At 62.4% G+C, this 23207-nt stretch carries 11 protein-coding genes; 4 read left to right on the top strand and 7 right to left on the bottom strand.

The genetic code is table 11. The annotated features are described in order from the left end of the window. Positions 1–72: 72 nt before the first annotated feature. From BLL36_RS19840 to BLL36_RS19830, 3 genes are all read right to left on the bottom strand, one after another. Complete coding sequence (locus BLL36_RS19840) at positions 73–2769, bottom strand: hypothetical protein (RefSeq protein ID WP_076953022.1); 2697 nt, start codon at positions 2767–2769, stop codon at positions 73–75. A gap of 129 nt (positions 2770–2898) precedes the next feature. Then, on the bottom strand, positions 2899–15780 hold the full coding sequence (locus BLL36_RS19835; RefSeq protein WP_076953021.1) for a non-ribosomal peptide synthetase: 12882 nt from the start codon (positions 15778–15780) through the stop codon (positions 2899–2901). 52 nt (positions 15781–15832) lie between these two features. Further along, positions 15833–16585 (bottom strand): thioesterase II family protein, encoded by a 753-nt coding sequence (locus BLL36_RS19830; RefSeq protein ID WP_076953020.1) that lies wholly within the window; start codon positions 16583–16585, stop codon positions 15833–15835. 301 nt (positions 16586–16886) lie between these two features. Between BLL36_RS19830 and BLL36_RS19825 the strand changes: the two genes are divergently transcribed. Further along, positions 16887–17438, top strand: coding sequence for an RNA polymerase factor sigma-70 (locus BLL36_RS19825; RefSeq protein WP_076953019.1), 552 nt, complete (start codon positions 16887–16889; stop codon positions 17436–17438). Between the two features lie 24 nt (positions 17439–17462). Here the strand turns inward: BLL36_RS19825 and BLL36_RS19820 are convergent, their stop codons facing one another. Then, a complete protein-coding gene (locus tag BLL36_RS19820) occupies positions 17463–18251 on the bottom strand; it encodes a substrate-binding periplasmic protein (RefSeq protein ID WP_076953018.1) in 789 nt (262 codons plus the stop codon). Positions 18252–18329: 78 nt separating this feature from the next. Then, entirely contained in the window at positions 18330–18968 is a 639-nt protein-coding gene (locus tag BLL36_RS19815) for a TetR/AcrR family transcriptional regulator (protein ID WP_076953017.1), read from the bottom strand. 137 nt (positions 18969–19105) lie between these two features. Here BLL36_RS19815 and BLL36_RS19810 point away from each other — a divergent pair, with 137 nt between their 5' ends. Together BLL36_RS19810 and ppnP are read left to right on the top strand one after the other, a co-directional pair. Continuing rightward, on the top strand, positions 19106–19648 hold the full coding sequence (locus BLL36_RS19810; protein ID WP_076953016.1) for an exonuclease domain-containing protein: 543 nt from the start codon (positions 19106–19108) through the stop codon (positions 19646–19648). A gap of 187 nt (positions 19649–19835) precedes the next feature. Continuing rightward, positions 19836–20117, top strand: a complete 282-nt coding sequence (ppnP, locus tag BLL36_RS19805) for a pyrimidine/purine nucleoside phosphorylase (protein WP_076953015.1) — start codon at positions 19836–19838, stop codon at positions 20115–20117. A 65-nt stretch (positions 20118–20182) separates the two neighbouring features. Here the strand turns inward: ppnP and BLL36_RS19800 are convergent, their stop codons facing one another. Both BLL36_RS19800 and BLL36_RS19795 read right to left on the bottom strand, forming a co-directional pair. Then, complete coding sequence (locus BLL36_RS19800; RefSeq protein WP_076953014.1) at positions 20183–20989, bottom strand: MOSC domain-containing protein; 807 nt, start codon at positions 20987–20989, stop codon at positions 20183–20185. Between the two features lie 183 nt (positions 20990–21172). Continuing rightward, positions 21173–22111 carry a chemotaxis protein CheV gene (locus BLL36_RS19795; RefSeq protein WP_076953013.1) on the bottom strand — a complete coding sequence of 313 codons (939 nt, stop codon included), beginning with the start codon at positions 22109–22111 and terminating at the stop codon, positions 21173–21175. 540 nt (positions 22112–22651) lie between these two features. Here BLL36_RS19795 and BLL36_RS19790 point away from each other — a divergent pair. Next, complete coding sequence (locus tag BLL36_RS19790; RefSeq protein ID WP_197678435.1) at positions 22652–23101, top strand: hypothetical protein; 450 nt, start codon at positions 22652–22654, stop codon at positions 23099–23101. The last annotated feature ends 106 nt before the right edge of the window (positions 23102–23207 follow it).

Here is a 23207-nt window from a genome sequence, read left to right as displayed (position 1 = left end):
TAAATCGCGGCGAAAGCAAGAACCCGCCTCCACTGGCATCTCGCCGAGATCGTCACCCGTTTTGGGGTAATACTAAAGTGAACGCACGCGAAATTCGTCAAGGTTGTAATCATCCCCATCACCGCCGGCGGGTACCGATCGATGGGTATAGACACTCAGCCACATGGTCGACGCCGTAGCTTGAAACGATCCTTTTAACTCAACCCATGTCCATCCTGGAAACTGCGTAGGCGCGGTGACATTAAGCACCGTAGTACCGTCGGTAGCCTGCAGGGACAGTGTCGGTACCGGAGGATAACCGTTGCGATTCTGAACCTTAATGCTGAATTCATAGCTTTGGCCAACAGCCAAACCGTCATAGCGTTTCCTCACCAGCTCGCCAGTTCTTGTGTCGGCTGCGTCGTGAACCAATACCCAGTTTCCTCCAAGGTTCGTCATAAGCAGGTCCACCGGACGGTAGGCGGCGGGACCAGGCTGCCAGCCATTCCAGTCCCCTCCCGTGAACGGGGTAAAGTCATAGAGTGGGTTGGTTTTGACTACCAGCATCCGCGATGGGCATACCACGTTCACATTAGCACTACCGTCGGTTGATAGGCTGAAAGTGAACATCAAAGGGGTGGCATCCATCAGTTTATCCAACTCGGGCCGCAGGACAGGCCCAGCCACCCCCGCAGTCTCCTCTGCCGCAGTAATGGCTCTTGCCGAGTAAACATTGAACGAGTAGGGATTGCCGTTTTTATCCGTTCCATCTGCGCGTAGCCAGCTATTCTGTCCCTCCCGCAAAAACCACATTGGCTCTTCGAGGGAATTGGCATTCCCAGTGAACGTTCTCAGGTCCAGAACAGCGTTTTGCGTCTTGGGCGGCGTTGCCTCCAATACGTTGGGCATTTCCAAACGCACCGGTAGGCTGATCTTCAAGTTCAGAGACGGTGATGTCTGCACTTTGCACGCGGTAGTGACGGTGAAACTGATCTCTACCACGTTACCCATGCTCTCGATCACGGCTTCCGGCGGCAACAACCAGACCACCGCGCCCGTCGTACTGCCTGGTTGAGGGGTCAGCAGCCAGCATGAACCGTTCGGTCTCTTCCAGCAGACGCTGATGGTGTGCTTGGGGTTATTGCCGACATAACTCACTTCAACATGTACGCCATTGCGCCCATTGTAAGCGGTCAATTGGTCAAGCACCGCTTCCGTCACTTTTGGCTCAAGCAGTACCAGAGGTGCCTGCTCTATTTTGAATCCCTGGGTTGGGAATTCAAACGCAGTAGCCCGATTGCATTTGCCATCAAAGCCCACAGCGAAATGCAATTGGAATTCGCTGCAATCTGCCAGTTTAGTCAGCTGAGCCCGTGAGATGGGGGTATTCACGCCTTTCCCCACCCAATCTGCAGTAAGGGATTCATCTACCAATACGTCGAACTGATAGACGCTGCCATTCTCAAGCTTGCCACTTACCCACATCCAGCAGCATTGACCCTCTGCGGCGTAGTCAAAGATCGGAACGATACCTGTCGCGTCACCAACGAATGTACTGAGGTCCACCGTACCCGCTGTTGCCTCTTCAATGTCCGGACCTGGAAGTTGTGGCGCCAGTACGTCGACATCTCGCTGAGGCGAAGACTGCGGCGCGTAATTATTGAATTGAAGGGTGTAATCCAGCGTCAGCGTCTTATTGAATAGCGCAGCGAAGACCTTGGGAGGGACGTCAAACGACAAGCTGCTTTCACCCGCTTTCACTGTCTGACAACCGAGCGCAATAGGCCCATAGTTGGGCCCTCGGGCCTGAGCACAAACAAGATCGCCTTCAGCCATGCCTGCATAATTGACGACCGCATGCCCGCCCTTGACGGTGTTGGTTGGGTTGACCTGCCAGTGACCGGAAGGCAGCTCGACCGACTCTCGCAGATGTGCAGGATTCAAATCCTGGTACGGGTCCACTTGCAGCAGCGTGGTGGTACGCAAGTGGAAATCCTGGGCATTAATAGGCAGCGGGTTTTCAAGAAGAGGGTCATCAGGCTGTGGAAATACTGGGCGGGTCCCATCCCAAATCAAGCCAAAGTGGGCCGTCAGCGCCGAATTGTCATCCAGCCTGGACATCCATGGGCGTGAAAGAGGGAACCTGAAGACATAACCCCCATGAGCCTCATGGGGCTGTACCACATAATCCAGCGCGACCCAGATGAATCGGTATGGCGCGGTATGCTGGTTACCGGCGACCGTGATAAACAACCGTTGCCCAGGAAAGATAAAGGGCCAGGCCTTGACTTCGAGGGTTCCATCACCAGTAAAACTCTGCATCCTCAGCCACCAAGTGTTCCACTCGTTCTTGGAATGCTTAAACACCGCCCTCGATACAACCAGATCCTCCTCCCTCAATAACTGGACTTCCAGCTCCAGCACCAGGGAAGTTTCCTCCTTTGCGCCTGCCAACGCCGTGTACCACATCAGCACCGTATGCCCAATCATCAAACTGAGTAACCGCGCAGAAATCTGTACTACATCATCGCCGTCATCCACAAAGATGGGCTCGAATGCAGGCTCGGCCTGATCCTTGATGGCGATAAAAAATGTGCAGTCCGTCGCCCCCGCAGGCAGTGTCAGCTTGGCTTCAGTCCCATTGATCGCCTCCATGGGGTTAAGCACGCTGTTATTGGCTGCGAACTCGACAATAGGAACGGGAAATTGCGCTTTGGGCTTTTTCGGCCGGCGGGGTGGAGTTTTGGCGGGTTGGAGAGACGACGCTTTAGAGATCAGTTTTTTAGCCACGATAAGACTCCTGTCCAACGTTAGATAACCATCAAGGCTGGCTTTACCAACCAAAAACTTCGGTTATCTAACGCTCGGATCAGAAATCTTGCCTACTGTCAGATCTGACAGTTCTGACAAACGGCCCGCTCAAAGCCCCTCCAACTCCGCCATCAAATCACTCAACCGATCCACCGTCCCGGCACTGATCTCATTCCCCGCCAGCCCGTCGATATACTCAGCCAACTCCGCCACCGTACTGCACTCGAACATCGCCCTTAGCGGCACATCCCGCTGCAAGGTCTTCTGCACCCGCGACGCAATCTGCGTGGCCAGCAACGAGTGCCCGCCCAGTTCGAAAAAGTTGTCCTGTACCCCTACCCGCTCGACCTTGAGTACCTCGGCCCAGATCGCGGCCAACGTGGTTTCCAGGTCGTTGCGCGGCGCCAGGTAGTCCTGGCTGTGAAGCTGGCCGATCTCCAGGGCCGGCAGGGCCTTGCGGTCGAGTTTGCCGTTGGCGTTGAGTGGCAGGCGGTCGAGCCAGAGCCAGTGCAGCGGCACCATGTATTCCGGCAGTTCAGCGCGCAGGCGTTGCTTGATGCGGTCCAGGCGTTCGCCTGGGTTGAGCGTTTCATCCGTCGCCACCAGGTAGCCGACCAGGTGCTTGCCGTTGACGCCTTCCTGCACGCCGACTGCCCCATCGCGCACTTCCGGTTGTTCGTGCAGGCGCGCTTCGATTTCGCCGAGTTCGATGCGGTAGCCGCGAATTTTCACCTGGTGGTCGATACGCCCGACGTACTCCAGCACGCCGTCGCTGCGTCGCCGTGCGAGGTCACCGGTGCGGTAGAGTCGCTCGCCCGGTGCGCCAAACGGGTTTGGCACAAACACCGGGGCGGTACGCAGCGGGTCGCTGACGTAGCCGCGACCGACACCCGTACCGGCGACGCACAACTCGCCCACCGCGCCTTGGGGCACCAACTCCAAAGCACCATCGAGCAGATACAAACGGTTGTTGTCGGTCGGCGTGCCAATCGGCAGGTAAGTGCCACGGGTCGAGGCCAGGTCGACGCGGAAGAACGCTACGTCGTCGGAACATTCCGCCGGGCCGTAAGCGTTCACCAGCCCGATCTGCGGATAACGTTGCAACCACTGGCGCGCCAGTTCCGGCGGCATGGCTTCACCGGTCGGCAGCATCCAGCGCAGGCCATCCAGGCCGATACGCTCCTGGGCCAACATGCCCTGGATCAGCGACGGTACGCTTTCCAGCAGGGTGATGCCCTTGGCCTGCACATGTTCCAGCAGGCCTTGGGGATCATGCGCAATGCTGTTCGGCACAATGTCCACCCGTGCGCCGAACAGCGGCGCGGCGAGGAACTGCCACACGGAAATATCGAAGCTCTGTGAAGCGGTCTGCGCGATCACATCCGCGTCGCTCAAGGCCAGGTACGGCACCTTGCTCAGCTGGTTATTGAGCATGCCGCGCTGTTCCACCATCACGCCCTTGGGCAGGCCGGTGGAACCCGAGGTGTAGATCACATACGCGAGGTTGTCCGGGCCGCTGTAAATGCCGGGGTTTTCCCCACGTGCGGGCACTTCTTCCCACACCAGCAGCTGGCAGTCGAAACCCTCCAGCAACTCGATGGCCTGCTCGCGGCACGCCTCGGTGCACACCAGCAACGGCGTGCGGCTCAGCTCGAGGATGCTGCGTAAACGCTGGCTCGGCAGGCCCGGGTCCAGCGGCAGGTAACCGGCACCCGCCTTGAAGCTGCCGATGATCATGCCCAGCAGGTCGAGGTTACGCTCGGCCAGCAACGCTACCGGTTGATCCAGGCCGACGCCCGCCGTGATCAGCGCGTGGCCCAGGCCGTTAGCGCGACGGTTCAGCGTGTCATAGCTCCATTGCTGGTCCAGGCAACTGGCGACGATGCGCTGCGGATACGCGGCCGCCTGGGCTTCGAACAGTTCGACATAGCTGCGTTCCAGCGGGTAGTCATGTTCACTCTGATTGCAGCCGTTGAGCAGGAATTCGCGCTCCTGTTCGCCCATCAGCGGCAGGTCGGCCATGTCGCCATGGAAACCCTGCACCAGCGCCAGCAGCAAGCGCTTGAACTCGCCCAGCATGCCTTGCACGGTGGTTTCGTCGAAGTAGCGCTGGTCATAGGAGAGGTGCAATCCAAGGTCATCCCCGGGATAGCACACGGCGGTCAGCGGGAAGTTGGTGTGAGTACGCCCGGAATCCGAGGTGGCATTCAGGCTCTGCGCACGGTCCAGCACCGAGACTTCCACCGGGGCGTTTTCGAACACGAACAGGCTGTCGAACAACGGCTGGCCCTTGGGCAGTTCGCTGTGTTCCTGGATCGTCACCAGCGGCAGGTATTCGTACTCGCGCAGCTGCATATTGCTGTCGAGCAGGCCGCTCAGCCACTGGCGCACACTGCAGCGCTGGTCGTCCTCGGGCAGTTTGACCCGCAGCGCGATGCTGTTGATGAACAGGCCGACGGTGCGCTGCATCTCGGGCATGTCCACCGGGCGGCCGGCGACGGTAACGCCGAACACCACGTCGCGCTCACCGCTCAAACGCCGCAACACCAGAGCCCATGCCGCCTGGGCGAAGGTGTTGATGGTCAACTGATGGGCCTGGGCCAGTTCGCGCAGTTGCGCACCGTCGCGGGCATCGAGACGGGTGTAGCAGTCACCCACCACCATGCCGCCGCTGTGGCCCGCATGTTCGCGCAGGAACGGCCGGTCGCTCGGAATCGGCGTGGTGCGCTCGAAGCCTTGCAGGTTCTGTTGCCACCACTGGCGCGCCTCATTCAGGTCCTGGCGTTGCAGCCAGGCAATGTAGTCGCGGTAGCGCGGTGGCGCGGCCAGTTGCGCGTCGCGGCCTTCGCCGAGGGCCGTGTAGAGGTCGAAGAAATCATTCATCAGCAACGAACGGCACCAGGCATCGATGAGGATGTGGTGGTTGCTCATCATGAACCAGTAGCGGGCCTCGGCGACGCGGATCAGGCGCAGATGGAACGGCGCCTGGTTGAGCAGATCGAAACCGGCTTCGCGCTCCTGCTTGAGCAACGCTTGCAGGCGTGCTTCCTGTTCGGCTTGCGGGTCGTTGCTCCAGTCCAGGTATTCGATCGGCGTGCTGCCGGGTTTATGGATCACTTGCAGCATGTCTTCGCCAACGTTCCAGCAGAACGAGGCGCGCAGGGCTTCGTGGCGGGCGATCACCGCCTGCCAGGCCTGGGCGAAACGCTCGGGGTCCAGGGCGCTGTTGATGCGGTAGCGGTCCTGCATGTAGTAGAGACCGGTGCCCGGTTCCAGCAGGGTGTGCAGCAGCAGGCCTTCCTGCATCGGGGTCAACGGGTAGACGTCTTCGATGGCGCTGGCCGGTACCGGCAGGCTGTCGAGCTGCGACTGGGTCAGGCGCGCCAGCGGGAAGTCGGACGGCGTGAGGCCGCCGGCGTCGTCCCGGATGCAGTGCAGAGTCAGGCTTTGCAGTTCAGCCAGGTACGCATCGGCCAATTCGCGGATCGTGTGCGGGTCAAATCGCTCGCGGCTGAAGGTCCAGCGCAGCACCAGTTCACCGCCGTACACCTGGCTGTCGACGCTCAGTTCGTTGGGCAGCGGCGCGTCCGGGTCATGGGCCAGGCCTGCGGATTCATCCAGCGGATGGAACAGCGCATCGGCGCCGAAGCTCTGGTCAAACTGGCCCAGGTAGTTGAAGGTAATCGGCGCGCTCGGCAGTGCGGCCATGCTCTGTTTGCAAGCATGATCCGCCAGGTAGCGCAGCACGCCGTAACCCAAGCCTTTATGCGGCACGCCGCGCAGTTGTTCCTTGATCGCCTTGATCGAGTCGCCCTGGGTCGCTTGCGGGGTCAGGCGCAGCGGATAAGCACTGGTGAACCAGCCGACACTGCGGGTCAGGTCGATGTCATCGAACAGGGTTTCGCGGCCGTGGCCCTCCAGCTGGACCAGCGCCGAGGCGTGGCCGCTCCAGCGGCACAGCACGCGCGCCAAGGCGGTCAGCAGCAGGTCGTTGACCTGGGTGCGATAGGCGCTCGGCGCCTGTTGCAGCAACTGGCGGGTGTGTTCGGCATCCAGGCGCACGCTGACGCTGTCGGCATCGCGGTGGCGCAGCGAACCCTGCGCGCGGGCCACCGGCAATGCCGTGTCGGGCCCGGCCAGTTGCGCCTGCCAGAGGCTAAACTCTTCGCGCAGCGACTCGCTGCCGGCATAGGCTTGCAAACGCGCGGCCCAGTCACGCAGGGCGCTGGTCTTGGCCGGCAGGCTGACGGGCTGGCCGTCGCTGAGTTGGCGGTAGACCGTTTGCACGTCTTCCAGCAACACGCGCCACGACACGCCATCCACCACCAGGTGATGGATCGCGATCAGCAGACGTTGCTGACCTTCGGGACCGTCCACCAGCAAGGCGCGCAGCAGCGGACCGTGCTGCAGGTCGAGGCTGCGCTGGGTGTCGGTGAACAAGGCGGTGCAGTCCGCCATGTCGCGCACTTGCGCCTGCAGCAGCACCCCGCCTTGGGGCACGGCCAGATGTTCGGCGTGCCACTGCGCGTCGCGCTTGCTGAAGCTCAGGCGCAGAGCGTCGTGGTGTTCCAGCACGGTCAGCAACGCTTGTTCCAGGCGATGGGGCTGCAGCAATTGCAGCGGTTTGAGGACCAGCGCCTGGTTCCAGTGCTGACGCTGTGGAATTTCGGTGTCGAAGAACCAATGCTGGATCGGTGTGAGGCCCGAGCTACCGGTCAGCACGCCCTGCTCCGCCGTGACCAGCTCGGTGCGCGTGGCAACGGCGGCCAGGGTCTGCACGGTCTGGTGCTGGAACAGGTCACGCGGGCTGAAGTGTATGCCCGCCTGCCGCGCACGGCTGACCACCTGGATCGACAGGATCGAGTCGCCGCCCAGCTCAAAGAAGTTATCGTCCAGGCCGACTTGCTGCACGTTCAACACCGCGCACCAGATCGCTGCCAAGCTGCTTTCCAGCGCGTTGCGCGGCGCCACATAGGCTTGGCGGTTGGCCTCGGGATCCGGTTGCGGCAAGGCCCGGCGGTCGAGTTTGCCGTTGGCGGTCAGCGGCATGCTGTCCAGGACGATCAGGTGCGCGGGCACCATATAGTCCGGCAGATGTGCCTTGAGATGCGTCTTCAGCGCATCACGCAGCGTGCCGTGGTCGGCGTCGCTGGCCAGGTACGCCACCAGCTGTTTGCCACTCGGCGCATCCAGCGCCAGCACCACCGCTTCGCGCACGGCTTCGTGTTCCAGCAGGCGGGTTTCGATTTCGCCCAGCTCAATACGGAAACCGCGGATCTTCACCTGATGGTCGATGCGCCCCAGGTACTCCACCAGGCCATCGGCGCGCTGGCGCACCAGGTCGCCGGTGCGGTACAGCCGCGCGCCATTGCGGGCAAACGGGTCGGCGACAAAACGCTCGGCGGTCATGCCGGGACGCTGGTGATACCCCTGGGCAAGGCCGGCGCCGCCGACATACAACTCGCCGCTCGCCCCTTGCGGCAGCAACGCCAGGTCGGCGTCGAGAATATAGGCCACACGGTCGCCGATAATGCTGCCGATCGGTACGCTGCCGGCGCCCTCCTCCAACTGCTCGGGCGCAAGGCTGGCCAGCGGCATCACCACGGTTTCGGTCGGGCCGTACGCGTTGAAGAACATTTGAGGCTGGAACGCCGCGCGGATGCGCTGCAAGTGCTCGCCGGTGAGCGCTTCGCCGCCGGTGATACACATGCGCACCGGCAAGGTCTGCTGCCGGGTCGCCAGCCACTGCGCCAACTGGCTGCCGTAGCTGGGCGTAAAGCCCAGAATGTTGACGCGATGGGTGCGGATCAGCGCGCAGATTTCTTGCGCATCCCACTGGCCCTGGGCTCGCAGCACCACCTGCGCGCCGCTGAGCAGCGGCACCAGCAAACGCTCGGTGGCGGCGTCGAAGTTGATCGAATAAAAGTGCAGTTCGCAGTCGTCCGGGCGCATGCCGAAACGCTCGATCACGGCCTGGCAATGCATGGCGATTTCACCGTGGCACACCACCACGCCTTTCGGCTTGCCGGTGGAGCCGGAGGTGTAGATCAAGTAGGCCTGATGGTGCGCCAGGCTGATAAACGGCAGCTCATCGCTCGGGTAGTCGGCAAGCCGCGGCACATCATCCTCAAGGCACCAGCACGCCACGCCCGCCGGCAATTCGCCGAGGGCCTGGAACATGGCCGCGTCGCTGAGCAGCAGGCCAATGCCGCTGTCTTCGATCATGTAGTGCAGACGGTCCAGCGGGTATTCCGGGTCCAGCGGCACATAGGCGCCACCGGCCTTGAGAATCGCCAGCAGGCCGATGACCATTTCCAGGGAACGCGGCAGCGCCAGGCCGACGCGCACCTGCGGGCCGACGCCGCGCTCGCGCAGCATCCAGGCCAGGCGGTTGGCGCGGGCGTCCAGCTCGCGGTAGCTGAGCGTCACGTCGGCAAAGGTCAGCGCGGGCGCATCGCCACGGGCTGCCGCCTGCTGGCTGAACAGTGGATGAAGACACTGGTCGAGACGGCGTTCGCCCGCTTCGATGCCCAGGCTGTCCTGCACTGCGCGTTGCTCGGTGGCGCTGAGCAACGGCAGTTCGCTGAGGCGCTGTTGCGGGTCCGTAATCAACGCCTCCAGCAGGTTGCGCCAATGCTCGGCCATGCGTGCGATGCGCGGTTCGTCGAACAGGTCGGTGCTGTAGGTCAGGCAGCAACCCAGGCGATGGTCGAGGTCGGTGACTTCCAGGTTGAGGTCGAACTTGGTCGCGCGCGCGTCGTTCGCCAAGTACTCCACGGTCATGCCGGCCAGTTGGCGGCTTTGCTGGAATTCCCAGCGCTGCACGTTGCACATCACCTGGAACAGCGGGTTGTAGGCCGCGCTGCGCGGTGGTTGCAGGGCTTCCACCAGGTGATCAAACGGCAGGTCCTGATGGGACTGGCCCTCGATCACGGTGTGGCGCACCTGCTCGAACAACTGCGCGACAGTCATCTGCCCATCGAGCTGGCAACGCAGCACCTGGGTATTGAGGAACGCGCCGATCAGCCCTTCGCTTTCCGGACGAATGCGGTTGGCCACGGGCGCACCGATGCGCAGGTCGTTCTGGCCGCTGTAGCGATAGAGCAACACGGCCAGGGTGGCGGTCATGGTCATGAACAGGGTCAAGCCGCGCTCGGCATTGAACGCTCGTACGCGGGCGGCCAGGTCAGCGCTCAGATCGAAGCGGTACAGCTCGCCCCGGTGGCTTTGCACAGGCGGCCGTGGCCGGTCGCCGGGCAGTTCCAACAGCGGATGTTCGTTGCCCAGTTGCGCGGTCCAGTAGTCCAACTGACGCTGGCGTTCGCCGGACTCCAGCCACTGACGCTGCCACACGCTGTAGTCGAGGTATTGCACCGGCAACGGCGCCAGCGGTGACAAGCGCTCATCGATAAAGGCTTCGTACAGGGCGCTGAGTTCACGGGCAAAGATGTCCATGGCCCAGCCTTCGGTGACGATGTGGTGCAGGGTCAGCACCAGGTAGTGTTCCTGCTCGCCGGCCTTGACCAGGCACGCACGCAGCAAGGGCCCGGTTTCCAGGTTGAACGGCGTGTGCGCTTCTTGATCGGCCAGTTGTTGCAGACGCAGTTGGCGCTCGGATTCGCCAAGGCTTGAGACGTCCTGCCAGTCCATGCGCAGGCCCGTTTGCGGCGAGACCTTTTGACAGGCTACGCCGTCGACGCTCGGGAAAGTGGTGCGCAGGGTTTCGTGACGCATGATCAACGCCTGCAGCGCGGCCTCGAAACGCCCCACATCCAGCACGCCACGCAGGCGCGCCATGCCGCCGACGTTGTAGGCCGGGCTGTCCGGTTCCATCTGCCACAGGAACCACATGCGCTGCTGGGAATACGACAGCGGCACCGGTTGGCTGCGGTCGACCTTGGCGATGGCGGTCTGCTGGTTGCGTTGGCCCGAGGCCTGGATCAGGCCGACTTGCTCAGCAAAAGCGCCCAACTCACTGGCTTCGAACAAGGTGCGCAACGGCAGCTCGACGTCGCAGGCCTGGCGGGTGCGGGAGATGATCTGCGTGGCCAGCAACGAGTGGCCGCCCAGCGCGAAGAAGTCATCACGCAGGCCAACGCGCGGCAGGCCCAGCACTTCGCGCCAGATCGCGGCGATCTGCTGCTGCAAAGGGGTCTCGGGTTCGACATGTTCGCGGGTTTGCCACACCGGTTCCGGCAGCGCGCGACGATCCAGCTTGCCGCTGGGGCTCAGGGGCATGCTGTCCAGGCGCATCAACAGCGCGGGCACCATGTACTCCGGCAGCTCGGCGGCCAGGGTGGTTTTGACCTGCTGTTCATCAAGTTCACCATGGGCGGTGAAGTAGCCGATCAATTGCCCGTCGCGCACCAGCACTACGGCTTGGCCGATGCCGTCCATGGCCAGCAGGCGCGCTTCGATCTCCTGCGGTTCCACCCGGAAACCGCGCAGCTTGACCTGCTGGTCGAGACGACCAAGGTATTCAAGCACCCCGTCGGCGCTCCAACGGGCGCGGTCACCGGTACGATACAGTCGTGTACCTGAGTGGTCGGCGACAAACCGCTCGGCCGTCAGCCCGGCACGGCCAAGGTAACCCCGGGCCAAGCCGATGCCGCCGATGCACAGTTCACCCGGCACGCCCAACGGCACGGGGTTGAGCTGCTCATCCAGCACACGGCAGATCACATTGCCCAGCGGGCGGCCAATCGGCGAGCGTTCGCCGTCTTCGGCGCGGCAGTGCCAGTGGGTCACGTTGATCGCGGTTTCGGTCGGGCCATAGCGGTTGTGCAACTGCACCGCCGGCAGCTGCGCCAAGACGCGGTTGCGCAACTCGGCGGGCAAGGCTTCGCCGCCGGAGAACAAACGACGCAGGCTGGTGCATTCGGCGGCCAGGGGTTCGTCGACAAACAATTGCAGCAGCGGCGGCACGAAGTGCAAGGTGGTCACCCCGTGTTGCTGCACCAACTGTGCGATACGGTGCGGGTCACGGTGCTCGCCAGGGCCGGCCAGCACCAGGCGGCAGCCGGTGATCAGCGGCCAGAAGCATTCCCACACTGACACGTCGAAACTGATCGGCGCCTTTTGCAGTAGCACGTCGGTTTCATTCAATTGATAGGTGGCCTGCATCCACTGCAAGCGCTCAGCCAGGGCCGCATGGGTATTACCCACGCCCTTGGGCTGGCCGGTGGAACCGGAGGTGTAGATCACGTAGGCCAGGTTATCGCCGTGCAGACGCAGGCCAGGTGGCTGGGTGGGCCAACTGTCCAAGTGCAGGCTGTCCATCGCAATCACGCACACGCCGCTGGCACTGGGCAGTTGTTCCAGCAACGCGGTCTGGGTCAGCAACAAATGCACGCCGCTGTCCTTGAGCATGTAGGCCAGGCGCTCGGCGGGGTAATCCGGGTCGAGTGGCACGAAGGCGCCACCGGCCTTGATAATCGCCAGCAGGCCGATCAGCAGTTGCGGCGAGCGCTCGGCGGCGATGGCCACGCACACGTCCGGGCCGACGCCTTTGTCGCGCAGGTAATGGGCCAGGCGATTGGCCTGGGTGTGCAGTTGGGCAAAGCTCAGGTGGCCGTCCTGCCAGACCAGTGCGGTGCTGTCCGTGGTGTGCTGATTGAGCAGCTCAGGCAGCCACCGTTGCGCAGGCGCGCAAGGTGCCTGGCTCCACGGTTGCTGTTCGTCGTGCTGCATCAGCGCGAGTTCGCCGATGGCCTGTTGCGGTTGTGCGCAGATCGCCTGCAGCAGGTTGATGTAGTGCGCGGCCATGCGCTGGAGGGTGGCGGCGTCGAACAGTTCGTCGGCGTAGTCGAACGACAGGCTCAGGCGCCCGTTGCGGTCCTCTTCGCTGTGCAGTTGCAGGTCGAACTTGGCCTCGCGACTGTGCCATGGCAGCTCGTCGGCGAGCAGCCCCGGCAGGCGGCGCAAGGCGCTGAGGTCGCGTTGCTGATGATTGAACATGACTTGGAACAGGCCTTGTTCGCGGGCCTGGGGGAACGCTTCCAGCAGCTGTTCGAACGGCAGGTCCTGATGCGCCTGGGCGCCCAACGCCGCGTCGCGGGTGGCGGCCAACAGCGCGTTGAACGGCAAGCGCCCGTCCAGCTCGGCGCGCATGACCTGCGTGTTGATGAAGAAGCCGACCAGGCCTTGGGTTTCCAGGCGCGGGCGGTTGGCGCTGGGCACGCCAATGCGGATATCGCGCTGGCCGCTGTAACGGTAGAGCAGCACCTGATAGGCCGCCAGCAACAGCATGAACGGGGTGGACTCGCTGGCCTGGGCGGTATGGCGAATGGCGTGGCTGAGGCCCGCATCCAAGCGCACGGTGTGCCGCGAAGCGCTGCGGTGCTGTTGCGCCGCGCGCGGGTGGTCGGTGGCCAGGTTCAGGGCGGGATGCTCCTGGCCCAGTTGCGCTTTCCAGTACGCCAACTGGCGCTGGCCTTCGCCTGCGGCCAGCCATTGGCGCTGCCAGCTGCCGTAGTCGGCGTAGTGCAGGGCCAGGGGTGGCAACGCCAGGGTCTGGCCTTGGGCAAAGGCGGCGTACAGGCGTGAGAACTCGTCCATGAGGATATTCAGCGACCAGCCATCGGCGATGATGTGGTGCAGCGTCACCAGCAGTTGGTGATCTTCATCGTCCAGGCGCACCAGGGTTACCCGAAGCAGCGGGCCTTTTTCCAGGTCGAATTGGGTGCGGGCTTCGTCTTCGCGGATCTGCTGCGCGCGCGCTTCGCGCTCGGCCGCAGGCAGGTCGCTGAGGTCGATGACGTGCAGCTTGAAAGCGGTTTTGGCGTCGATGCGCTGGAAGGCCTGGCCGTCTCTCTCGTAAAAGCGGGTGCGCAGGGCTTCGTGGCGCTGGATCAATTGCTCGAAGCTCAAACGCACGGCGTCTTCATCCAGCTCGCCGCGCAGGCGCAGGGCGCCGGGGATAGTATAGGCGCTGCTGTGCGGGTCCAGTTGCCAGGTGATCCACAGGCGGTTTTGCGCCAGAGACTGGGGCAGCTCATCGTGACGCGACAGGGAATGGATAGCACCTTGGGCAATGCCGCCGTCCTGCTGCAACTGCGCAACGCCGGCGGCAAAGTCTTGCAGGGTTGGCGCTTCGAACAGCAGGCGCAGGTTCAGCTCCAGGCCCAGGGTTTCACGCAGGCGCGCGACCACCTGGGTGGCGGTGATGGAGTTGCCGCCGAGCAGGAAGAAGTGGTCATCGGCGGCGACGGAGGCGACTTGCAGTTGCTCGCACCAGATCGCGGCGATGCGGTCTTGCAGCTCGGATTCCGGCCCCCCATGGCTCGCCGGCGTTTGCAGGCCGGGGAACTGCGCATAGCTGTCGAGGCTGCCATCCTTGTGGCGAAGCGCGCACGCCGCACGTTGCACCTTGCCGCTGGAAGTCTTCGGCAAGGCACCGGGGTTGAGCAATACCACCACGCTCGGCGCTTGCTGATACGTCTCGGCGACGGCCTGGCGGATCGCCTTGACCAGCGTTTCGGGCGGGAGGATTTTCTGCACGCTGCGGCTGATTTCAGCGGCAATGCCGATGCCTTCCAGGCCCTGGTCATTCACGGCAAACGCTGCAACCCGGCCCTTGCGCACCACCTCCACTTCGCGCTCGATGGTCTGCTCGATGTCCTGCGGGTAGAGGTTGTGGCCGCGCACGATCAGCAGGTCTTTCAGGCGACCAGTGATGTATACCTCGCCGTCGCGGATAAAGCCCAGGTCGCCGGTGCGCAGCCAGGTACGCCCGGCGTGCTGCACGAAGGTCCTGGCCGTGGCTTCGGGGTTGCGCCAGTAGCCATGGGCGATGCTCGGCCCGCTGGCCCAGAGTTCGCCCACGCGGTTGTCGGCCAGTTCGCTCAGGGTGTGTGGGTCGGCGATCAGTACGGCGTGTTCGGGCTGGCTGGTACCGCAGCTCATGATCGCATTGCCCTGCCCAGGCTCGGCGCGGTTGGCGGCCAGCGCCTGTTCATCGACACGCAGCGCCGGGATGCCGTGGCCACGTTTGCCACCGGCGACAAACAGGGTCGCCTCGGCCAGGCCATAGGAGGCGAAGAAATTGTCCGGAGTAAACCCGCAGGCAGCGAACTTCTCGGCGAAGCGTTCCAGGGTGTCGAGGCGGATCGGTTCGGAGCCGGAATACGCCACGCGCCAGTGGCTCAAGTCGAGGCGCTCCAGGGCCGATTCGCTGACCCGCTCGCTGCACAGGCGATAAGCGAAATCCGGGCCGCCGCTGATGGTGCCGCCGTATTCGCTGATCGCTTCGAGCCAGCGCAACGGCCGGCCGAGAAAGTAGGCCGGCGACATCAGCACGCAGGGCACGCCGCTGAAAATTGGCTGCAGCAGGCCGCCGATCAGGCCCATGTCGTGGTACAGCGGCAGCCAGCTGACGATCACGTCATCCGGGTTGAGGTCGATGCCGAAGCCGCGACGGATCAGTACTTCGTTGGCCACCAGGTTGCCGTGGCTGACCTGCACACCCTTGGGCAACGCGGTCGAGCCGGAGGTGTATTGCAGGAAGGCAATGTCGTTGGGGTGCAGGTCGGGAGCGATCCAGTCGCCAGCGTTTTCCAGGTGATCGACACTCATTATGGGCGGCGCGCCTTCGATCTGCGCCAGGCCGTCGGCAAGGCTGGCGATGGTCAGCAACAGGCGCGGCTCGGCATCGCTGATGATCGACAGCAGACGCTCCTGGTGATGACGGCGGGTCGACTCCGGCGGGTAGGCCGGCACCGCAATGACCCCGGCGTAGAGGCAGCCAAAGAACGCCGCGACGTAATCCGGGCCGCTGGGGAACAGCAACACCGCACGGTCGCCCTGGCTCGCATTGGCCTGCAAGGCGGCGGCGATGCCACGGGCACGTTGGTCCAGGTCGCGGTAACTGAGCACCACGCTCTGTTCGGCGGACTCGGCGAGGAAGCGCAGGGCCACCTGGTCCGGGGTCTGCGCGGCGCGGCGCTGAAGGGACTGGACCAGCGTGAGGGGAAGTTCGAAGGCATCCATCATGGGGTTCCTGCCTGAAATCGGCTTGCGGGAAATTCGGGAATTGAAGGGGCTTTCAGCCGGCGGCCAGATGCCGTGCGGCGCCGTTGCGCCAGCGGGCCAGGTGTTCGTCGGCGTAGCGCCGCACGCAGCGCAGCACGGCGCTTTCGTGTTGCATGAGGAAGAAGTGGTGGCCGTCGAACATATCCAGCGAAAAGCCACTGGCCGCCTCGAGCTGCCAGTCGAGCAACTGGTCGGCGCGCACGCTGTCCTGCTTGCCGCCGAACACGTGGATCGGCACGTCCAGCGGCACGCGCTCGCCATAGGTGAAGCTGCCGCACAAGAGGAAATCGGCGCGCAGGATCGGCAGCATCAATTGCATCAACTCGGGGTTGGCCAGAGCTTCTTCGGCGGTGCCTTGCAGTTCACGCAGGCGGGCGATCAGTTGTTCGTCGGTCTTTTCGATGGCGTATTCACTGACATCGCGACGCGCCGGCCCGGCCGTGCCGGAGGCAAACAGCGCCAGCGGCGCAGGCACCTTGCGCGCAGCCAGCGCGTGGGCCAGTTCGAACGCGAGCAGGCCGCCCAGGCTGTGGCCGAACAGGGCATAGGGGCCGCTCAAGTCGCGGCTGATTTCGTCCGCCAGTTGCGCGGCCAAGGCCTTGATGTCGCGCTGCAACGGCTCGTCCATGCGCATGCCACGGCCCGGCAACTCCAGCGGGCATACCTGCAACCACTCCGGCAGCGCTCGCCGCCAACGCGCGTAAACCATGGCGCTGGCGCCCGAATAGGGCAGGCAGAACAGGCGCAGTCGAGTCGACGTACTCATCAGGCGACGACTCCAAACTGAAACACGCTGTATGCACGATAGAAACCCATTTCGTCCTCCTGCGGGTGCTGATCCTTGGCCGTTTTACTAACGGCCTGTCACCCAGAAGAACGGACGGCAGCGGCAAATAATTAGTCGCCGGGTACGTGCGAGACGTGGTTCACACCTAACAAGAAAGCATAAGATTAGTTCGCCTTCTCATTTGACAATAATTATCATTAAGCATAATTTGTTGCCCGATGTGTAGGAGGCTTCAGCAAGGACGCCCTCCCCTAACCTCTTTTGCTACAAGGTGAATTCCATGACGGAACAAGTATCCACAGGCAGGTGCGACTCACCGCTTCTCCAGGCATTCGTCGACAATCGTCTGATCCTGGTGAAGATCGCGGCACGCATTACCGGGTGCCGCTCCCGTGCCGAAGACGTAGTGCAGGACGCCTACTTCCGGCTGCAGTCGGCGCCGACGATCACGTCGTCATTCAAGGCCCAGCTCAGTTACCTGTTCCAGATCGTGCGCAACCTGGCGATCGATCATTACCGCAAGCAGGCCCTGGAGCTCAAATATTCAGGGACCGAAGAGGAAGGCTTGAATGTGGTTATCCACGGCGCTTCACCGGAAACCTCGCACATCAATTTCAGCACCCTGGAAAACATCGCCGACGCCCTGACGGAGCTGCCCCAGCGCACCCGCTATGCGTTCGAGATGTACCGTTTGCACGGCGTGCCGCAAAAGGACATCGCCAAGGAATTGGGAGTGTCGCCAACGTTGGTGAACTTCATGATCCGGGATGCGCTGGTGCACTGCCGCAAGGTGTCGGGCACTCACAGCGATACGTTTGCGCGCCGCGTGTGAACATTTGGATCTGCAGGGTGCCTGTCAGGGCGCCGGCATGACATCGATGCGATAGGGCTCGAAAATCTTCAGCATCTGGCCATTGTCCCGCAGGCGCTTGAGCAGTGCGGAAAACGCTTCGCCCGTGATCGGAGCTTTCGGGCGCAGCAGTGCGTAGTGGTGATACACCTGGTCGATGCGCTCCGACACCAGGAACTGCCCGGCCATATCCGCATTGCGCACCATGAAGTCACTCAGGTACGAACGGGTCACCAAGGCGATATCGGCACGCCCGCGCGCGACCATCAGCAGGTTGCTGTCGTGGGAATAAGTCAACGTGGCGTTGAAGTGCTCGACCATGTACTTGGGATCGGGGTTGAAATGGGCGAAGGCGTAGTGATAACCGCTGAATACGGCCAGCCGTTTGCCTTTGAGGTCAGCGAAATAGGCCTGGCCGCGACCGGGCTCACGCTGGGCGACAAAAATCTCCGCGTCCTCCAGCCCCAGGTCGACGGCAGTGTGGGGAATCTCCTGCCAACCCCAGTCAGGGTTCTCGAAGATGGCCATGTCGACCCGGCCCTGCTCGAAATCGCGAAAGCGCCGGGGGATAGAGGTGGGTACCAACACAAATTGATAATCGCTTTGCAAGGCGTTCAGCGCCACGATCAGTTGCGGCAGCAGGCCGGTGTCGGCGCCCTGCTCCGGACGCACGGTGTAGGGAGGAAAATGCGCCGCGCCTATCCTCACCAGCTGCGCAGCCGAGGCGGGTATGCACCAAGCGCTGCCCAATGCCCAAAAGGTAAGTCCTGCGGCCAGCCGCCGTGGCGAAAACATCAAGGCACACACCGTTCAAAAGGCTAATGGCGATAAGCTAGGCGTTTTTGTCTGGCGAGACAACTTTCTACCGGCAAATTAATAGCTTGCGTCAGGGGAGGCTTTGAGCACCATCAGCAGGGCTTCCTGCGCCAATTGTTCGAGGGTCAGGCTACCCTCGGCGCGGTACCAGGTGGTGGTCCAGGACAGCGCGCCGGTGAGAAACCGCCGGGTAATAACCACATCGCCGCGTATATAACCTGCCGCCTTGGCCTCCCCCAGCACTTGCAGCCAGATGTCTTCGTACTCGTCGCGCAGGGCCAGCACCTGGGCCTGGCCTTGCGTCGACAGCGAGCGCCATTCGTACACCAGCACCGCCATGGCCTCGCCGCTGCCGCCCATGATCGACTGCAATTCGCAACGAATCAGCGCCAGCACACGTTCGCGCACATCCACCGCGTCTTCAAGGCAAGCGCGCATCATCGCGGTGTTGTAGCGGATGGTTTCTTCCATCACTGCGCGCAGGATCTCGTCCTTGCTCTTGAAGTGATGAAAGATGCTGCCGGACTGGATGCCCACGGCGCTGGCCAGGTCACGCACGGTGGTACGCTCGAAACCCTTGTTGCGAAACAGGTGGGCCGCGGTTTGCAGCAGCTTGCCTCGGGCGCTGTCGGGGTCGGTCAATTGGCCGCCGTCCACCAGGGTGCGCATCACCCGCAGGGCATTGTACTCATCCATGCCTCTCTCCTTGCTTCTACGGTCATGTTGGCCGGCAATTTAGGCCGTGCCGGCCAACCAAGCAAGCGCTTGGCGGAACTACAGGGCCGGGCTACGCTCTATCCCCAACAGAAAGGGAAGAGTACGGGAACTGCGCGATGCCTCATTGGCTGATTATTGACCTTGAAGCCACAACGGATGAAGGCGGCTGGCCCGTGACGGAGATGGAAGTCATCGAGATCGGCGCGAGCCTGGTCAACCGCAAGGGGCGCGAGCTGGATCATTTCCAGCGCTTTGTGCGACCGCTGCGCCGGCCGCTGCTGACGCCCTTCTGTCGGCAACTGACGCACATCACCCAGGCGAACATCGATGGCGCCGCGCCGATCACCGAGGTGTGGCCGCTGTTCGAGCGCTGGCTGGGCCAGCACCGGCCGCGCCTGGAAGGCTGGGCCAGTTGGGGCGATTACGACCGCCGCCAACTGGAACTGGAGTGGCAGCGCCATGGCCTGGCCAGTGCGCTCGCCGATACGCCCCATGTAAACCTCAAGCAACGCTTCGCCAAGGCCCGGCGCCTGGACAAGCCCCTGGGGCTCAACGGCGCCCTGCAGTTGGCGGGGATGCAGTTTCATGGCCAGCAACATCGGGCGCTGGAAGATGCGCGCAACACCGCACGCCTGCTGCCGCTGATTTTGCCGGTCTAGGCAGCTCCCGACGGCTTGGGCATACTGAGCAACCTTTTCTTGCGGCTCAACTGTAGGAGCGAGCTTGCTCGCGAAGAAGGCCAACGATAACGCAGCGCTATCAGATGGCCCGTGTCGCTTATGCGTTTTTCGCGAGCAAGCTCGCTCCTACGGTAGAGTCTCAACCCCCTTTTCCGAGGAATCGCCCATGTTTAAAGTCAACGAGTACTTCGACGGCACCGTCAAGTCGATCGCTTTCGGCACCGCAGAAGGTCCGGCGACCATCGGCGTCATGGCCCCCGGCGAATACGAATTCGGCACCGACCAACGTGAAATCATGCACGTGGTCTCCGGCGCCCTGGTCGTCAAGCTGCCTGATGCCGAGTGGGAAACCTTCGCCGCCGGCAGCCAGTTCAACGTACCGGCCAACAGCAAGTTCCAGCTGAAGGTCGCCGTGGACACCGCCTACCTGTGCGAATACCGCAGCTAAGGGTTCCTGGCAGTCAAAAAAACGCCCGTCTCCCCAGAGACGGGCATTTTTTATGGCCAGTAACGCTATTCGAGCACTGTCACCGGCATGCCGATTTCCAGGCGCCCGTTGCCATCGTTGACCAGGTTCTGGCCGAACATCGCCCCCTGCTCAGTCTTGCGATAGGTCTCCAGCGTGGCGAAGGGTTCGCGGTCGGCGCTGCGTTCGCCGGTCTGCGGGTCGATAGTGGTCAGAATGCAGCGCGAGCACGGCTTGACCACTCGGAACTCCACATCACCGATACGCAGGCGTTTCCAGCCGTCTTCAGCAAAGGCGTCGCCGCCTTCGATCACCAGGTTGGGACGAAAGCGCAGCATTTGCATCGGGCGACCGATGCGCTCGCATAAATCGTCCAGGGAAGCCTGGCCGATCAACAGCAGCGGGTAGCCATCGGCAAAGCCTACCTGGTCATCGTCCTGGCCGTACCCGGCATCGGTGGCCCGCGCGCGCTCCAGGGGCAGTTGCACCAGGCGCGTCGGCTTGCCGATGAAATCGCTGACCCAGGCCGCGGCTTCATCGCCCGCATCCGGCACGCGCAGGGTGTCGCGCCAGATGGTTACGCCAAGCAACGCGGCGTCGCTGCCGGGCAGCGCCACGTCCAGCGGCGCGCACCCCGGCGAACTCAGGGTGAGGCCACCGCTGCCGTTCCACAGCGCCGACAATTGGCTCATCTTCGCCACGGCACGCTGGGTGAGGAAACGCCCGCTGGCTTCATCCACCAGCATCCAGCGTCGATCGCCTTCCACCCCGAGCTTATCCAGGCCGGCCTGCTGCAGTCTTTCGGCCTTGCCGGACTTCAAGGGGTAACGGTACAACGCGCTGAGACGAAGCATGGGCCTGCATTCCTGAACAAATAAAGCCCGCACTATATCCCGTAGTGAGCGGGCTTGCCCCGCGCTGGGGGGCGAAGCCGCCCCAAAAGAAGACACCTCGGTGTTTCAAAAAATTGAGTCGCCTGGTTTGGGGCGGCTTCGCCACCCAGCGCGGGCGGTGCGACGATTCGACAAGCCCGCTCACTACAAAGCGGGCACTTCGTCCAGCATCAAACGCTGACGCACTACATCCACCAGCTTGTCGGGCTGGAATTTGGACAGGAAGTTGTCGCACCCGACTTTTTTCACCATCGAGTCGTTGAAGCTGCCCGACAGCGACGTGTGCAATACCACGTAGAGTTTGCGCAGGCGTGGGTCGTTACGGATCTCGGTGGTGAGACGGTAGCCGTCCATTTCGGGCATTTCGGCATCGGTGAAGATCATCAGCAGCTTGTCGGTCATCACCTCGCCGCTGTCGGCCCAGCCCTTGAGCATGTTCAAAGCCTTGAGGCCGTCGCTGGCGATGTGCATCTTCACGCCCAGTTGGCCGAGGGTGTCGCGCAGTTGCGAAAGCGCTACGTTGGAGTCATCCACCAGCAGCACCTCGCGGCCACGGGCGCGCTCCAGTACCGGGTCGTCGAGTTTTTCACGGGAAACCTTGGCGTTGTACGGCACGATCTCGGCCAGGACTTTTTCCACGTCGATGATTTCCACCAGTTGGTCGTCGACCTTGCTGATGGCGGTGAGGTAGTGCTGGCGCCCGGCACTGGCCGGCGGCGGCAGGATGGCTTCCCAGTTCATGTTGACGATGCGGTCCACGCCGCCCACCAGGAACGCCTGCACGGAACGGTTGTATTCGGTGACGATAATGGTGCTGTTGGGCCCCGGCACCAGCGGGCGCATGCCGATGGCCTGAGACAGGTCGATCACCGGCAGGGTCTGGCCACGCAGGTTGACCACGCCGCACACGAAGGGGTGGCGCTGGGGCATCAAGGTCAGCTTGGGCAATTGCAGGACTTCCTGCACCTTGAACACGTTGATCGCGAACAACTGGCGCCCGGCCAGGCGAAACATGAGGATCTCCAGGCGATTCTCACCCACCAGTTGCGTGCGTTGATCTACCGTGTCGAGAATGCCGGCCATTGAAAGCTCCTGATGCGCTAAGGGGTTGTGCAGTTCACATAAGCTGGTTATCGGCGGCGAGCGCCAGACCTTGACCCTGAGTAAAATGCCACGTAAATACATTGATGTCACACTGACATCATGGTTTACTGCATTGCCTTCTGCACAGAGCGGTACAGCGTCGTTGCGCGACATTCGATTCGACGCAAAGTTCCGCCATGTAGGGGATTCCCCTATGCGCAATCAGGCCCAACCTGATATTCGCAGTATCTAATAGCCATTAATGTGACGCCATTCTCAATGCATGAATGGAGTCAGGCTTTTGTTTGCCATACCAAGCCCTCGACCCGCGGGTCTTCCAGACATCCGGACGTCAACAATCGAAGGTGCGCAATCGGCCCCACTCATGAGGGTCGCGCGCAGCCGTCGCCTGCACTCTCATAAACGTCCTACTGAAAAGTCAGAAGCGACCTACAGATTCCAGTCTCATTTCAGCGCTAGTTTTAAGCCATTCACCCAACGCGGCATCTCATCACCCGACCTTATGTTGCGGAGACTTGCATGATGAACAGCGCAAATGAATGGCAGACCACGCTTCCCGAGTTCTTGCTGGAAGCGCAAACGCTGCTGGCCAAGTCAGAAGAGTGCTTGAGCCACCTGCACCTGATTCGCGACGACAGCGATGCCATCGACTGCATGAAGTCCAGCCTCGCCAAACTGGCCGAGAAAGCCGACAGCCTGGCCCTGCAGGCGATCAGCGAGTTCTCCCGACATATTCAATACCTGATCGCCAACGCCGCCTGCCCCATGCAATTGCATGACCAGGCGCTGGAGGCCTTGCACGCGTGCCTGACGTTGCTGGCGTGGCAATTGGAACTGATCGATACCCGCACGGGCGAATTGGGCATGGATGAGAGCGAGCAAGCGAAATTGATTGCAACGGTCACGCTGCAAATTCCGCAGAAAGAATTCACTTATAAACCTGAGCAACCTGTGCACCGCGTATCTTGAACGCTTGCGGTCGGGTTTGACCCGGCATTATCTGGATAACGACAACGCCAACTCATTTATTGGTGGGAATAGCCGCGGAAGATATCAATTAGCCACTAACCTGAAT

The sequence above is a fragment of the Pseudomonas cedrina subsp. cedrina genome (genome assembly GCF_001983175.1).
Taxonomy (GTDB): domain Bacteria; phylum Pseudomonadota; class Gammaproteobacteria; order Pseudomonadales; family Pseudomonadaceae; genus Aquipseudomonas; species Aquipseudomonas cedrina.
The sequence above is the reverse complement of the archived record's forward strand: the minus strand, read 5'-3'. Positions and strand labels throughout refer to the sequence as shown.